Source organism: Actinomadura sp. WAC 06369, from assembly GCF_003947565.1.
Taxonomy (GTDB): Bacteria; Actinomycetota; Actinomycetes; order Streptosporangiales; family Streptosporangiaceae; genus Spirillospora; species Spirillospora rifamycini.
The window spans coordinates 1-15487 of record NZ_QHJN01000085.1 but is presented as its reverse complement, the minus strand read 5'-3'; the positions used below and the strand labels follow the sequence as shown (position 1 = coordinate 15487).

Annotated in this window: 12 protein-coding genes; 5 read left to right on the top strand and 7 right to left on the bottom strand. The window is 70.4% G+C overall.

From position 1 onward, the window contains the following. Positions 1–2: 2 nt before the first annotated feature. The 7 genes from gyrA to dnaA all read right to left on the bottom strand — a co-directional run bounded on the left by gyrA (position 3) and on the right by dnaA (position 12191). Positions 3–2498 carry a DNA gyrase subunit A gene (gene gyrA / locus DMH08_RS22555; protein ID WP_034520277.1) on the bottom strand — a complete coding sequence of 832 codons (2496 nt, stop codon included), beginning with the start codon at positions 2496–2498 and terminating at the stop codon, positions 3–5. Positions 2499–2591: 93 nt separating this feature from the next. After that, positions 2592–4544 (bottom strand): DNA topoisomerase (ATP-hydrolyzing) subunit B, encoded by a 1953-nt coding sequence (gyrB, locus tag DMH08_RS22550; protein WP_233617743.1) that lies wholly within the window; start codon positions 4542–4544, stop codon positions 2592–2594. Positions 4545–4896: 352 nt separating this feature from the next. Beyond that, positions 4897–5460, bottom strand: coding sequence for a DUF721 domain-containing protein (locus DMH08_RS22545; protein ID WP_026404673.1), 564 nt, complete (start codon positions 5458–5460; stop codon positions 4897–4899). 177 nt (positions 5461–5637) lie between these two features. Continuing rightward, the gene (gene recF / locus DMH08_RS22540) at positions 5638–6762 is read right to left on the bottom strand and encodes a DNA replication/repair protein RecF (RefSeq protein ID WP_026404672.1); all 1125 of its coding nucleotides are present in this window, start codon (positions 6760–6762) and stop codon (positions 5638–5640) included. Between the two features lie 369 nt (positions 6763–7131). Next, the gene (gene gnd / locus DMH08_RS22535) at positions 7132–8058 is read right to left on the bottom strand and encodes a phosphogluconate dehydrogenase (NAD(+)-dependent, decarboxylating) (RefSeq protein WP_267898567.1); all 927 of its coding nucleotides are present in this window, start codon (positions 8056–8058) and stop codon (positions 7132–7134) included. Between the two features lie 105 nt (positions 8059–8163). Beyond that, entirely contained in the window at positions 8164–9306 is a 1143-nt protein-coding gene (gene dnaN, locus DMH08_RS22530) for a DNA polymerase III subunit beta (protein WP_026404004.1), read from the bottom strand. A gap of 662 nt (positions 9307–9968) precedes the next feature. Beyond that, on the bottom strand, positions 9969–12191 hold the full coding sequence (gene dnaA, locus DMH08_RS22525) for a chromosomal replication initiator protein DnaA (protein ID WP_125617510.1): 2223 nt from the start codon (positions 12189–12191) through the stop codon (positions 9969–9971). A 749-nt stretch (positions 12192–12940) separates the two neighbouring features. Here dnaA and rpmH point away from each other — a divergent pair. The 5 genes from rpmH to DMH08_RS22500 are packed head-to-tail and all read left to right on the top strand — an operon-like array spanning position 12941 to position 15334. Continuing rightward, positions 12941–13078, top strand: coding sequence for a 50S ribosomal protein L34 (rpmH, locus tag DMH08_RS22520; protein ID WP_075899517.1), 138 nt, complete (start codon positions 12941–12943; stop codon positions 13076–13078). 12 nt (positions 13079–13090) lie between these two features. Next, the gene (rnpA, locus tag DMH08_RS22515) at positions 13091–13453 is read left to right on the top strand and encodes a ribonuclease P protein component (RefSeq protein WP_026404002.1); all 363 of its coding nucleotides are present in this window, start codon (positions 13091–13093) and stop codon (positions 13451–13453) included. Continuing rightward, entirely contained in the window at positions 13450–13809 is a 360-nt protein-coding gene (gene yidD / locus DMH08_RS22510) for a membrane protein insertion efficiency factor YidD (protein WP_026404001.1), read from the top strand. The genes rnpA and yidD overlap by 4 nt, the downstream gene beginning before the upstream one ends. Further along, positions 13802–14812 carry a membrane protein insertase YidC gene (yidC, locus tag DMH08_RS22505; protein WP_026404000.1) on the top strand — a complete coding sequence of 337 codons (1011 nt, stop codon included), beginning with the start codon at positions 13802–13804 and terminating at the stop codon, positions 14810–14812. The genes yidD and yidC overlap by 8 nt, the downstream gene beginning before the upstream one ends. A gap of 36 nt (positions 14813–14848) precedes the next feature. Further along, positions 14849–15334: a Jag family protein gene (locus DMH08_RS22500; protein WP_026403999.1), complete on the top strand. Its 486-nt coding sequence runs from the start codon at positions 14849–14851 to the stop codon at positions 15332–15334. The last annotated feature ends 153 nt before the right edge of the window (positions 15335–15487 follow it).

The window sequence follows — 15487 nt, the reverse complement described above, 5'->3', positions numbered from 1 at the left end:
CATTACTCGTCCTCGCCACTCTCGGCTTCCTCTGCGTCATCCATGGACTCTACGTTCCTCGCGATGGCCACGACGCTGTCCCCGTCGGCGAGGTTCATCAACCGCACGCCCATGGTCTGCCTGCCGGACTGCTTGATCTCGGCGGCGGTGGTACGGATGACGCCGCCGTTCGACGTCATCGCGAACACCTCGTCGTCCGGGCCGACCATGAGGGCCCCTACCAACGTGCCGCGCGCCTCAACGATCTTAGCGGTGAGGACTCCCTTACCCCCACGTCCTTGGAGCGGGTACTGGTCCACCGGCGTCCGCTTCGCGTAGCCGCCCTCCGTGGCGACCAGGACGTCCTGCTCGGTGCCCTGCACCACCAGCATGTTGAGGACCTCGTGGTCCTCCTCGAACCGCATGCCGATCACGCCGGACGTCGCGCGGCCCATCGGGCGCAGCGAGTCGTCGTCGGCGCGGAACCGGATCGCCTGCGCGCCGGTCGACACCATCAGCAGGTGGTCGTCGGCCGACACGAGCCGCGCCGCGATCACCTCGTCGTCGTCCACCAGGTTTATGGCGATGATGCCGCCGGTGCGGGGCGAGTCGAAGTCGCGCAGCGCGGTCTTCTTGACGCGGCCCTTCTTGGTGGCGAGGACGAGGTAGGGCGCCACGTCGTAGTCGCGCAGGTCCATGACCTGGGCGATGTGCTCGTCCGGCTGGAACGCCAGCAGGTTCGCGACGTGCTGGCCGCGCGAGTCGCGGCCGGAGTCCGGCAGCTCGTACGCCTTGGCCCGGTACACGCGGCCCTTGTTGGTGAAGAACAGGATCCAGTGGTGCGTCGTGGTGACGAAGAACTGGTCGACGATGTCGTCCTGCTTCAGCTGCGCGCCGCGCACGCCCTTCCCGCCGCGCTTCTGCGCCCGGTACAGGTCGGTGCGGGTCCGCTTCGCGTAGCCGCCGCGCGTGATGGTGACGACGACGCCCTCTTCGGCGATCAGGTCCTCGTAGGAGACGTCGCCGTCGAACGGGACGATCTGGGTGCGGCGGTCGTCGCCGAACTTCTCGACGATCGGTGCGAGCTCGTCGCCGACGATCCGGCGCTGCCGCTCGGGCGAGGCGAGGATGTCGTTGTAGTCGGCGATCTCCGCCATGAGCTTGTCGTACTCGTCGGTGATCTGCTGGCGCTCCAGCGCGGCGAGCTTGCGCAGCTGCATGTCCAGGATCGCCTGCGCCTGGATCTCGTCGATCTCCAGCAGGTTCATCAGGCCCTGCTGGGCCTCCGACGCCGACGGCGACCGGCGGATCAGCGCGATGACCTCGTCGATGCGGTCGAGGGCCTTCAGCAGCGCGCGCAGGATGTGGGCGCGCTCCTCGGCCTTGCGCAGGAGGAACCGGGTGCGGCGGACGATGACGTCGATCTGGTGCGCGACCCAGTGCCGGACGAACTGGTCGATGCGGAGCGTGCGGGGAACCCCGTCGACCAGCGCGAGCATGTTCGCGCCGAACGTCTCCTGCAGCTGCGTGTGCTTGTACAGGTTGTTGAGGACGACCTTCGCGACCGCGTCCCGCTTGAGGACGATCACGAGCCGCTGGCCCGTCCGCCCGGACGACTCGTCGCGGACGTCCGCGATGCCGTCCAGCTTCCCGTCCTTCACACCGTCGGCGATCTTGAGGGCGAGGTTGTCGGGGTTGACCTGGTAGGGGAGTTCGGTGACGACCAGGCAGGTGCGGCCCTGGATCTCCTCGACCTCGACGACCGCGCGCATCGTGATCGAGCCGCGGCCGGTGCGGTACGCCTCCTCGATGCCCTTGCGGCCGACGATCAGCGCGGCGGTGGGGAAGTCGGGGCCCTTGATCCGCTCGATCAGCGCCTCGAGCAGCTCCTCGTCGGACGCGCCGTAGTTGTCCAGGTACCACCGGACGCCGTCGGCGACTTCCCGCAGGTTGTGCGGCGGGATGTTCGTCGCCATCCCGACCGCGATGCCCGCCGACCCGTTGACCAGCAGGTTCGGGTACCGCGACGGCAGGACGTCCGGCTCCTGCGAGCGGCCGTCGTAGTTCGGGGTGAAGTCGACGGTCTCCTTGTCGATGTCGCGCAGCAGCTCCATCGCCAGGGGCGCCATCCGGCACTCGGTGTACCGCATGGCCGCGGCCGGGTCGTTGCCGCGCGAGCCGAAGTTGCCGTTGCCGTCCACCAGCGGGTACCGCATCGACCACGGCTGCGCCAGCCGCACCAGCGCGTCGTAGATGGCCGAGTCGCCGTGGGGGTGGTAGTTCCCCATGACGTCGCCGACGACGCGGGCGCACTTGAAGTACCCGCGGTCGGGACGGTAGCCGCCGTCGTACATCGCGTACAGGACGCGGCGGTGCACCGGCTTGAGCCCGTCGCGGACCTCGGGAAGCGCGCGCGCGACGATGACCGACATCGCGTAGTCGAGGTAGCTCTTCTGCATCTCGACCTGGATGTCGACAGGTTCGATCCGTTCGCCCGGGTGGCCGCCCGCCGTGGTCATGTCCGTCACTTAGCTGACCTCTTCTGCTTGAAGGAAAGGAAGTACGTTCGCCGCTACGGTTCGGGCCGCTGGGAGCCCGGCCCGTCCCCCACCTCAGATGTCGAGGAAGCGCACGTCCTTGGCGTTGCGCTGGATGAACTCGCGGCGCGGTTCGACCTCCTCGCCCATGAGCACGCTGAACAGCTCGTCGGCCTGGGCGGCGTCGTCGAGCTGGACCTGCAGGAGCACCCGGTTCTCGGGGTTCATCGTGGTGTCCCACAGCTCGTTGGCGTTCATCTCGCCGAGGCCCTTGAAGCGCTGCACCAGGTCGCGGGGGCGCGGGTCGCGCTTGCCGGCGGCGATGCCCGCCTCGATGACGGCGTCGCGCTCGGAGTCGGAGAACGCGTAGTCGACCTCGTTGCCCCGGGCGTCCCACTTGATCTTGTAGAGCGGCGGCTGCGACAGGTACACGTGGCCGGCCTCGATCAGCGGCTTCATGAAGCGGAACAGCAGCGTCATCAGCAGCGTGTTGATGTGGTGGCCGTCGACGTCGGCGTCCGACATCAGGATGATCTTGTGATAGCGGAGCCGGGAGATGTCGAACTCGTCGTGCACCCCGGTGCCCAGCGCCGTGATGATCGCCTGGACCTCGTTGTTCTTGAGGATCTTGTCGATCCGCGCCTTCTCGACGTTCAGGATCTTGCCGCGGATCGGGAGGATCGCCTGGTACTGGACGGCGCGGCCGCCCTTCGCGGAACCGCCCGCCGAGTCGCCCTCGACGATGTACAGCTCCGACTGCGCCGGGTCGGTGGACTGGCAGTCCGACAGCTTGCCGGGCAGCGACGTCGTCTCGAGGAGGCTCTTGCGGCGCGTCAGATCACGCGCCTGCCGCGCCGCGACCCGCGCGCGCGCCGCCTGCGACGCCTTGTTGATGATCTCCTTCGCCTCGCCCGGGTTCTCCTCGAACCAGTCGCGGAGGTACACGTTGCAGGCGCGCTGGACGAACGACTTCGCCTCGGTGTTCCCGAGCTTCGTCTTCGTCTGCCCCTCGAACTGCGGGTCGGCGAGCTTGATCGAGATGATCGCGGTGAGGCCCTCGCGGACGTCCTCGCCCGTCAGGTTGTCGTCCTTGTCGCGCAGCAGCCCCTTGTCGCGGGCGTACCGGTTGACGATCGTGGTGAGCGCCGCCCGGAACCCCTCCTCGTGGGTGCCGCCCTCCGCCGTGTTGATCGTGTTGGCGAAGGTGTGGACCGACTCGGCGTACGACGAGTTCCACTGCATGGCGATCTCGACCGACATGCCCTCGGTGTGGTCCTCGAAGTAGACGACCGACTCGTGGACCGCCTCCTTGCGGGCGTTGATATAGCGGACGAAGTCCTCGATGCCGCCCTCGTAGTGGTACCGGACGGTGCGCGGTCCGCCGTCCCCGTCCTCGCCGTCGGCGTGCTCGGGACGCTCGTCCCGCAGGGTGATCGCCAGCCCGCGGTTCAGGAACGCCATCTCCTGCATGCGCCGCGACAGCGTCTCGAAGTTCCACTCGGTGGTCTCGAAGATATCCGGGTCGGGCCAGAAGGTGATGCGGGTGCCGGTCTCCGACGTCTCCTCGCCCCGGCGCAGCTCCGTCTCCGGGCCGCGCCAGTTGTAGGACTGCCGCCAGACGTACCCGTCCGTGCACACCTCGGCCTCGAGCCGGGTGGAGAGCGCGTTCACCACCGCGGACCCGACGCCGTGCAGGCCGCCGGACACCGCGTAGGACTTGCCGTCGAACTTGCCGCCCGCGTGCAGCGTGGTCAGCACCAGCTCGATGGCCGGGCGCTTCTCCACCGGATGCTCGCCGACCGGGATGCCGCGGCCGTTGTCGAGCACGCTCACGCCGCCGTCGGCCAGCAGCGTCACCACGATGTCGTCCGCGTAGCCCGCCAGGGCCTCGTCGACCGAGTTGTCCACGATCTCGTAGACCAGGTGGTGGAGGCCGCGCTCACCGGTCGATCCGATGTACATGCCCGGGCGTTTGCGCACCGCCTCGAGCCCTTCAAGGACAGTGATCGAACTAGCGTCGTACGCCAAAGGAGATCCTCCTGCCGGGGATGTCTGCCGCCCCGCGCCCGGAGGGAGCGCGGTGTGCCCCGTAACACACATGAGGGTGCCCCTGTGCTCCGATCACACCTGGTCAGAGCCCCGGGCACCCCACGGCGGCGCAGCATCCTGTACCCGATGTCATTCTACCGGGTCGCACGGCGAAAAGTGGCACTCACGCGGCGCTGTGTGCGCGTGTGGCGGGCGAGCGGAACCGGAGGCACATCCCCCCATGACTCTGGGGGAGTTCTCTGCCCTACGGCGCGCTCGTCGCCGAACTCGTCGCCCTGCATCCCGAACAGATGTTCTCACCCGGCACTGACAAGGTCGGCGGTTCCGGGACTCAGCGGGCGCGCCACGCCCCGCCCCGCCGCGGGCCCGACGACGGACCGACCACCTTCACCCGCCGGACCGTCCCGTGCCCCAGCTCCTGGTTCAGCCGCCGCACCAGGTTCGACGACAGCAGCCGCAGCTGCGTCGCCCACGTCGCCGAGTCGGCGGCGATCGTCAGCTCGCCGTCCTCGAAGTGCTCCGGCCGGGTGTGTTCCGCCAGCTCGGGCCCCACGATCCCCGCCCAGTTGCCGAACACGCCGCCGACCGCCGCGCGCTGCTCCCACCCGCGCGTCGCCAGCAGGTCGCGGATGGCGGCCCCGAACGGCTTCGGGTCGCCGCCGCGCCCCGGCTCCCGGCTCCGCGCCGGCAGGCCGCCGCCCTTGCGGCGGTTCTTGTGCCCGGGGAGGGTGCCCCGCTTCAGCGCGTCCGCCTTCGCCTGCGCCAGCGCCTCCCGCGCCAGCTCGATCCCCGACTTCCCGGACGCGGCCGGCGGGTCGGCGGGCGCCGGGGCGGCGTCGGCGGCCGCGGACTCGCCGTCGGCGGCGCCGCCCGCGTCCGGTGGATCCTCGCTCATGTCACCCTCCTCCCCACAGCCTGTGGAGAACATTCTCGCCGCACCCCACGACACCGCGACAGGACGATCCCGTCCGGCGGGGCGCACGCGGCGCGCGGCCGTCCGCACACGATCGCCGTCCGCACACGATCGCCGGCGGGCACGCGGCCCGGCGGCGCTCCGGCACCGTCCGGCGGGTCATTCCCGGACGACGCGGCCGTCCGCCACCGCGAACGTCGCGCCCGTCAGCTCGTCCGGCACGTCGGCGGGCACGGCCGCGGTGATCAGGACCTGCTCGGCCGGCGCGACCATCCCGGCGAGGCGGCTGCGGCGGCCCGCGTCCAGCTCGGCGAAGACGTCGTCGAGGATCAGCACCGGGTCGTCGCCGTCCGCGCGCAGCAGGTCGAACGCGGCGAGCCGCAGCCCGAGCGCGAACGACCACGACTCGCCGTGGCTCGCGTACCCCCGCGCGGGCAGCTCCCCGAGGCGCAGGACGAGCTCGTCCCGGTGCGGGCCCACGAGGCTGACGCCGCGCTCGAGTTCCTGCTTCCGCGTCTCGCCCGCCGCCGTGAGGAGCTGCTCGGCGAGCTTTCCACGGTCTGTGGACAACTCGGCGTCGCCCAGCGAGCTGCGGTACCGCAGGTCCGCCGCGCCGCCGCCGGGGGCGAGCGCCTCGTACGCGCGCGCGACGAGAGGACGGAGCGCGCCCACGAGGTCCAGCCGCGCGGCGAGCAGTTCGGCGCCCGTCCGGGCGAGGTGCGCGTCCCACACGTCCAGGGTGGCGAGGACCTCCGGGCCCGGCGCGCGGCGGTGCGCCGCCGCCGACCTGAGCAGGGCGTTGCGCTGCTTGAGCACCCGGTCGTAGTCGGACCGCACCCCCGCGAAGCGCGGCGCCCGCGCCGTCAGCAGCTCGTCCATGAACCGGCGCCGCTCCCCCGGGTCGCCCTTGACGAGCGAGAGGTCCTCGGGGGCGAACAGCACGGTCCGCAGCATCCCCAGGATCTCGCGCGGCCTGGGGACGGGCGACCGGTTCAGCCGCGCCCGGTTCGCCTTCCCGGGGTTGATCTCCAGCTCGATGAGGGCCTTGCGGTCGTCCTTCACCGCACCGGCGCGGACGATCGCGCGCGGCGCGCCGTGCCGGACGAGCGGCGCGTCCGTCGAGGCCCGGTGGCTCCCGTGCGACGCGACGTAGCCGACGGCCTCGACCAGGTTCGTCTTCCCCTGGCCGTTCGGCCCCACGAACGCGGTGACCCCCGGCTCGAGCGCGACCTCGGCGGTCGCGTACGAGCGGAAGTCCTGGAGCGAGAGGTGGGCGACGTGCACGCAGACGAGCGTAGAGCCTCCCACCCCCTGCCCCGCCCAAACCGTCCGCACCGCCCGCCGCTACCGCGCAGTCCGGACGTTCGCCCGTCCCGCACGTAAACCACAGGCTGTGGACAACCCGCTCGGCCCGAGCAGCGCTCCTGCCCGCCGTCGACCGCCGGAACATCTCCGAGCCGTCCGCCCACCGGATCCGTCCGGCACGGCACACCCAGGACACGCCCATCGCTCCACCCCCGAGATCGTCCTCGGCCGAACGCCGAGCTTCGCAGGCCCGCCCTGGGGCCTGCCCCATCTCGAGTCTCCAGGGGCCGGCCCCGGGGGGCGCGAAAATCCACGGGCTGTGGATAACTTCCGTCGAACCTTGGGCCGTCAGACCTTGGGCGGGGTGACGTCGGCGCCGGGGGAGTCGGCGCCCTTGGCGGACTCGACGGCGTGGCCGCCGAACTGGTTGCGCAGGGCGGCGACGACGCGCATGGCGGGGGAGTCGTCCTGGCGGGAGGCGAAGCGGGCGAAGAGGGACGCGCTGATCGCGGGCAGCGGGACGGCGTGGTCGACGGCGGCCTGGACGGTCCAGCGGCCCTCGCCGGAGTCGTTCGCGTAGCCGCGGATGTCGTCGAGCTCGGGATCCTCGGCGAGCGCGCGGTTCATCAGGTCGAGCAGCCACGACCGGATGACCGTGCCCTCCTGCCAGCTGCGGAACGTCTCCGGCACGTTCGTCACGACGTCGCTGGCCTCGATCAGCTCGTAGCCCTCGCCGAAGGCCTGCATCATCGCGTACTCGATGCCGTTGTGGACCATCTTCACGAAGTGGCCCGCGCCGACCTTGCCGGAGTGGACGAACCCGAACTCGCCCTCGGGCTTGAGCGTCTCGAAGACCGGCATGAGGCGCGCGACGTGCTCCTCCTCGCCGCCGACCATGAGCGCGTAGCCGTTCTCGAGGCCCCACACGCCGCCGCTGACGCCGCAGTCGACGAAGCCGATGCCGCGGGCCGCGAGCTCCTCGCCGTGCTTCTGGTCGTCCACATAGTGTGAATTGCCGCCGTCGACGACGATGTCGCCCTCGTCGAGGATCTCCCCGAGGCCGTTGATCGTGTCCTGGGTGGGACGGCCGGCGGGCACCATCACCCACACGGCGCGCGGCGGGGACAGGCGGTCCGCCAGCTCCTGCAGCGAGCCGACGTCGCTCAGCGCGGGATCGCGGTCGTAGCCGACGACCGTGTGGCCGCCGCGGCGCAGCCGCTCGGCCATGTTGCCGCCCATCTTGCCCAGGCCGATGATGCCCAGCTCCATGTTCACTCCCCTGTGCTTCGTCTGCGCGCGCCGGTCGGGCCGCGCGCCGATCCGCGAGGGCGGCTCCCCCGCGGATCGTCCGTCCCCCCTGTGATGCCCGTGATCCGGCCCTTACCCGGACAGACGCACCGGCATGATCAGGTAACGGTAGTTCGGGTTCGCGCCTTCCTCCGGCGGCTTGCCGGTGAGCACCGCGGGCTTGGTCGGGGTCGTGAACGACAGGCGGGCGACGTCCGAGCCGACCGCCGACAGGCCCTCCTGGAGGAACCCGGGGTTGAAGGCGATGTCGATGTCCTCGCCCTCCAGGTTGGCTTCCAGGGCCTCGACGGCCTGCGCCTCGTCGCCCGTCCCGGCTTCGAGGACGACCTCGCCCTGGCGGAACGACAGCCGGACGGGCGTGTTCCGCTCGGCGACGAGCGAGACGCGCTTGACGGCCTCGATGAACGGCGCCGTGTGGATCTCGGCGTGGCCCGCGTACTCGCTCGGCAGCAGCGACCGGTACTTGACGAAGTCGCCGTCGAGCAGCCGGGACGTGGTGCGGCGGCCGCCGCCCGCGAAACCGATCATGCCGTCGCCGGCGCCGGACGTGCCACCGAGCGCGATCGACACCTCGGCGCCGGACGTCAGCGACTTGGCGGTGTCGGCGAGCGTCTTGGCCGGGACGAGCGCGACGGCGGAGAAGTCGGGACGCTCGGGCTTCCAGTGCAGCTCACGGACGGCGAGGCGGTACCGGTCGGTGGACGCGAGCGTGACGGTCTCGCCCTCGATCTCGACCCGGACGCCGGTGAGCATCGGGATCGTGTCGTCCTTGCCCGCGGCGATCGCGACCTGGGAGACCGCGGCGGCGAACTCGTCGCTGCCGACGGAGCCCGCGGCGGGCGGCATCTCCGGCAGGGTCGGGTAGTCCTCCACGGGCATGGTGAGGAGGGTGAACTTCGCGCTGCCGCAGCGCACCATCACCTTGGCCCCGTCGGTGGTGATCTCCACAGGGTGGGGAGGAAGGTTCCGGCTGATCTCGGCGAGCAGGCGGCCCGACACGAGGACGGTCCCGGCCTCCTCGACGTCGATGTCGGTGGAGACCTGCGCGGAGACCTCGTAGTCGAACGCCGAGAGCCGCAGCCGGTCCTCGTTGCCCTCACCCCCGGCCTCGATGTGCATGCCCGCCAGGACCGGGACCGGGGGCCGGGGCGGCAGCGTGCGCGCCGTCCAGGCCACGGCGTCGGCGAGGGCGTCTCTGTCGATGCGGAACTTCAAGGGGACCCGCCTCCTGCAGGTGTCGGACAACGGTTCGATGCGAGCACCTCGCTCCGGGCTCTCGGGGCACGTTTTCCCCAGGCCCGAACTTGAGGTGAATCTTTTCTTGGGTAGAGAACAGGTGTGGTCTTAGTAGTAGGGGCTGTGGACAGTGTGGACAGAGGCCATCGTCGCAGGTGAGACCCCGTATTTTTGTCCACGGGCGGGGTGTGCACGAACTGTGGAGGACGAGGGTCGCCTGTGGAGGGCGATTCTGTACCCACAGGCCGTCCCCAGGTCATCCACCGGTTATCCACGAGTTTTCCACGGGTTATCCACCCCGGTCCGCCGGATCCGGCGGGACGTGCGGGCCGGCGGCTCGGTCGTCCACCGCTCATCCCCAGGTCGTCCCCAGCTTTTCCACCGGTTTTCCCCAAGAGGCGGGCGCCGGTGCACAGCCCGTCCACAGTCGTCCACACTTCATCCTCAGGTTTTCCACGGGTTGTCCACGGGGTTATCCACGAAAATCCCCAGGGTTTTCCACAACCTGTGAGTAGCCGCTTCCGTTTTGCCGAGAGGGTGGATTATGTCGTTTCTGTTCCGCCCGCTGGCTGTGGACAACGGGAACGGCGGCCGTCCACAGTCCTGGAGAGGGAGTTTTCCACAGGTCGGCGCCCCTGTGGTCAGTGCTTGCTCGCCTGGTGCTTGATCCGCCCGGTCAGCTCGGTGACCTGGTTGTAGATCGCGCGCCGCTCGGCCATCAGCGACCGGATCTTCCGGTCGGCGTGGATGACCGTCGTGTGGTCGCGGCCGCCGAACTGCTGCCCGATCTTGGGCAGCGACAGGTCGGTCAGCTCCCGGCACAGGTACATCGCGATCTGCCGGGCGGTCACCAGCATCCGGGACCGCGACGGCCCGCACAGGTCGTCGATCGTCGTCCCGAAGTACTCGACCGTCTGCGCCATGATCATCGCCGCGGTGATCTCCGGGCCGGTGTCGTTCGGGATCAGGTCCTTCAGCACGATCTCGGCGAGCCGCATGTCCACCGACTGCCGGTTCAGGCTCGCGAACGCCGTCACCCGGATCAGCGCGCCCTCCAGCTCCCGGATGTTCGTCGCGATCTGCGAGGCGATGAACTCCAGGACGTCCGGCGGCGCGGCCAGGCCCTCCTGCCGGGCCTTCTTCTGCAGGATCGCGATCCGCGTCTCCAGCTCGGGCGGCTGGACGTCGGTCGTCAGCCCCCACTCGAACCGGTTGCGCAGCCGGTCCTCCAGCGTGACCAGCTCCTTGGGAGGCCGGTCACTGGAGATGACGATCTGCTTGCTGGCGTTGTGGAGGGTGTTGAAGGTGTGGAAGAACTCCTCCTGCGTCTGCTCCTTGCCCTCAAGGAACTGGATGTCGTCGACGAGAAGGATGTCCACGTCCCGGTAGCGGCGGCGGAACCCGTCCGCCTTGCCGTCCCGGATCGAGTTGATGAAGTCGTTCGTGAACTCCTCCGAGCTCACGTACCGGACGCGCGCCCCGTTGAAGAGGCTCTGCGCGTAATGGCCGATCGCGTGGAGAAGGTGCGTCTTGCCGAGACCCGAGTCGCCGTAGACGAACAGCGGGTTGTACGCCTTCGCCGGCTGCTCCGCCACCGCGACCGCCGCCGCGTGCGCGAACCGGTTCGACGACCCGATGACGAACGTCTCGAACGTGTACTTCGGGTTCAGCCGCGCGTGCTCGGACGTCCCGGCTCCCGCGCCGCCGCCGGACCCGTGCGTCCCGCCGGGGGCGCCGCCGGGCGCGCCGGGGCCTCCTCCCGGGCCGCCTCCCGGACCGCCTCCCGGACCGCCGCCGGGGCCGCGCCCGTCGGAGGCGTCCTCGTCGCGGTACGCCTCTTCTCCCCTGTACTGCTCGGGCCCCCCGAACGGGTTCTCGCCGCCCGGGAAAGGGGTCTCGCCGTGGCCGGTGTCGCCTCCGGGCTCGCGCTCCTTGCCCTCTGCGTGCCCGCCGGGGCGCAGCGGACCGAGCGTCCGGTCGTTCAGGTGCGAGGGCGCGTGCGGCTGACGTCCGGGAAGATCGCCCCCGAACCCCTCGGAGCCCCCGTACTCGGAGCCGTAGCCCTCAGACCCGCCGAAGCCGGGGCTCTCCGGGCCGCCGTACCCCTCGTTCCCGTATCCCTCGTTCCCGTAGTCGCCCGCTCCGGGAGGACGCGCGCGGTAGCCCTGGCGCCCGTCGAAAGGGCCGGGACGGGACGAACCGAACGGGGGCTGCCGGGGCGCCGAGGGGTAGCCCCCTCCATGCTCGCCCTCGCGCTGCGGCCATCCACGGTCGTCCTCCCCCTGTGGATAACCGCCCGGGCTGTGGGTAACTCCGGGCTGCTGCCGGTACCCCTGCTCTCCGTAACCCTGGTCCCCGTAGGACTGCTCCGGGTACTGGCGGTCGGGAAACTGCGCGTCCCCGTACTGCTGGTCCCCGTACGGACGCTCCCCCTCGTGCGAACGGTCGTGGGGGCGGTCGTGCTGGCGCTCGTGGGGGCGGTCATGAGGACGGTCGCCATAGGAAGAAGGCGCGGGCTCGTGCGGGCCGAGGCCGGGGACCGGCGCGGACAGCGGCTCGCCGCCCGTGCGGGGCCCGCCGCCGGGGCCGGGCGCCGCGGGCGCCGGCGGTTCGGGCTGGACGGTCACCGCGACGCGGATCTCGCGGCCCAGCTCGCGCGACAGGGCCTGCGTGATCAGGCTGCGCAGCCGCGTCTCCAGGGCGTCCTTGGCGAACTCGTTCGGCGCCGCGAGGAGGGCGGTGCCCTCGACGAGGGCGAGCGGGCGGACCATCGGCAGCCATGCGCGGTAGCTCGGAGACAGATCGCTCTCGGCCAGTGCGGTGAGGGTGCGGGCCCAGACCGATCCGAGATCCTGACCGTCCATGCGCAAGGTCCCCTCCCCACATCTCCGTCGAACGGAGTACCTGACTGCCCTGCTGTTCCGCGGGTGGCGTCCCGCCTCGTGGGGCACGTCCGCGATGCGGAAGCCCTACTCTCTCACGAGTTGTCCACAGAGTTTTCCACATGCTGTGCATAGTGGTGCGGCACCTGTGTATAACTCTCAGGCGCACTCTGAACGAACGGTCGCGAGGTGCCCGGCCATGAAAGACCGGTGCGGGAAAAAGGAGTACAGGTACGGGAGGAATTCAGCGTGTGATGCCGACAACAGATGACCGAAGAGGCGTCGGCTCGCCCGGAAGACCATAGCCGCTGCCGGGCCCACCCGCAACAGAGGACGTCGCGGCCGCCGTCCGGCCCCTGGACGCCCGGGCCTGCGGCCCTCGTACCCGCGCGGGCGCACCGTCCACCGCCGGCGCCGCCCTGTGGATAACTTTGGGGAAGCGCCGCCGTCCACAGTCGGACGCGCGGGCCGGACGCGCGCCACGGGGCCCGCGCGCCAGGAAGCCCACCGGGACCCGCTCCGGGCCCGCGCGTCCGGAGGTGCGTTCCGTTTGACCGGGTACTTAGTGAGCCCGTAATGTGCTGAGGTCGAGTCGCATCGACGGAGATGCCGCGTGCCCGCCGACCGACCCACTGGGAAGTACGGGTGGGCCCCCGCTGCGGGGGACCAGACGCGGCCCTAGATGCGAGCCATCGAGCCTTAACGAGCCGACCGCAGCACTGGAGCCTCAAGTGAGCAAGCGTACTTTCCAGCCGAACAACCGTCGTCGCCACAAGAAGCACGGCTTCCGGCTGCGGATGCGCACGCGTGCCGGGCGCGCCATCCTCGCCGAGCGCCGCCGCAAGGGCCGCGCCCGGGTCGCGGTCTGAGCCCTCCCCACCGTGCTGCCGTCCGGACACCGGATGCGGCGGCGGGACGACTTCACACTGGCCGTCCGGCGCGGTCGCCGCGCCGGACGGCCGACTGTCGTTGCACACCTGCTCCGCCGGGACGAGACGACCCCGCCGCTCGTCGGCTTCATCGTGTCGCGGGCCGTCGGCAACGCCGTCGTCCGCAACTCGGTGCGCCGGCGGCTCCGCCACCTGGTGCGGGCGAACCTGGACCGGCTGCCAGCGGGTAGCCTGCTCGTAGTACGCGCCAACCCCCGGTCGGGGACGGCGCGTCCTGACGAACTGGCCGCGGATCTCGAGTCGGCGCTCGACCGGCTGCTGCGGCCCGCGTCCGCGTCCAAGGGGCGGAGATGAGGAGTCGGCGGCGGGAGCCGAACCCCGCGCAGCACCCGGACGGGCCTCCCGGCCCGGTCGCCGCGGTGCTGATCCTTCTCGTCCGCGCCTACCGCCGCTTCTTGAGTCCCCTGCTCGGGCAGCAGTGCCGCTTCCAGCCCAGTTGCAGCGCGTACGGCCTGGAGGCGCTCCAGGTGCACGGGGCGCTGCGCGGCACCTGGCTGACGGCCCGCCGGATCGGTCGGTGCCACCCCTTCAACCCCGGGGGGTACGACCCGGTGCCCCCGAAGAAGGCGCCGGCGGCGGCTTCTTCGAACTCCGGCCGCGAGGACAGCGGCCCCGCCCTAGCAGAGCCCAAGGAGCTGCCCGGTGCTTGATTGGCTGTACGAGATCGTCTCTCAGCTCATCGTGTGGATTCACACGGGGCTGAGCACCTTCCTGCCGAAGGACAGTGGATGGGCCTGGGGCGGGTCCATCATCCTTCTGACCGTCCTGCTGCGGCTCGTCATGGTCCCGCTCTTCGTGAAGCAGATCCACGCTTCGCGGAAGATGCAGGAGCTGGCGCCCAAGGTGCAGGCGCTGCGCAAGAAGTACAAGAACGACAAGCAGCGCCTCAACCAGGAGGTCATGAAGCTCTACCAGGAGAACGGCGCCAACCCGCTGTCGGGCTGCCTCCCGCTCCTGGTGCAGATGCCGGTCTTCATCGGCCTCTTCCAGACCCTCCAGCGCATCTCGGACGCGAAGCAGGGCGAGAGCGTCTTCGCGATGTCCGCCGACCTGGTGCAGAGCGCGCAGCACGCCAGCATCTTCGGCGCCCACATCCCGGACACGTTCCTCAACGCCTGGGGCGACGACCCCAAGAGCTGGACCGCGATCATCATCACCGCCATCGCGGTGGTGATCAGCTCCTGCACGACGTTCTTCACGATGCGCGCCAGCATGAAGCGGCAGCCCATCACCGACGACGCCAACCCGATGATGCAGGCGCAGAAGATGATGGTCTTCCTCGCGCCGCTGTTCGGCCTCGTCGGCCTCGGCTTCCCGCTGGGTGTGCTGATGTACTGGGTGACGTCCAACAGCTGGACCCTCGCGCAGCAGCACTACATCTACAAGAAGTACCCGCCGCTGAACGCCACCGGCGACGACGCGAAGGGCGGGCCGAAGCCGGGCACCAAGGGGCCGGCGTCGCCCAAGTCCGGTGCGAAGTCCGGGACGAAGGGCGCCGCGGGGACGAAGACCGCCGCGAAGAACGGCACGAAGCCCCGGCTGCGGAAGGGCGCGGAGGAGGAGACCCCCGAACCGGAGGTCAAGCAGAAGGTCGTGCGGAACCAGCCGACCCGCAAGCCGCGGAGCAAGCGCAGCGGCAGCCAGAAACGCTAGTTTTGATCCGAGCCCGTGCCGCAGAAGGAGACCCCGTTGAGCCAGACCGACACCACCGAGGTAGACGTCCAGGCGCTCGAGCAGGAAGGCGAGATCGCCGCCGACTACATCGAGGGCCTGCTGGACATCGGTGACTACGACGGCGACATCGACATGGACGTCGAGGGCGAGCGCGCGCTCGTCGCGGTCGTCGGCGCGTCCCTGGACGAGCTGGTCGGCAAGCGCGGCGAGGTCCTGGAAGCCCTGCAGGAGCTGACCCGGCTGGCCGTGCACCGCCAGACCGGCAACCGCACCCGCCTGATGCTCGACATCGGCGGCTACCGGGAGCGGCGCCGCGCCGAACTGACGAAGCTCGGCACCGACGTCGCAAACGACGTGAAGCAGAGCGGAGAGGCCAAGCCGCTCGCGCCGATGACCCCGTTCGAGCGCAAGATCGTGCACGACGCGGTCGCAGCGGCGGGCCTGCGGAGCGAGTCCGAGGGCGAGGAGCCCGGCCGGTACGTGGTCGTCCACCCCGCCTGAACGCAGATGGAACGGCCCCGGTGACAGGGCGGATTCTCGGGGTCCTCGCAACACCTGATGACTCACGTGGTTGTCAGTAGATCACGCAGGCGCTCGGCTGGGGTTCTCCAGCCGAGCGTTTTGCGTGGTCGGCTGTTGAGTTGCCGGGCGACA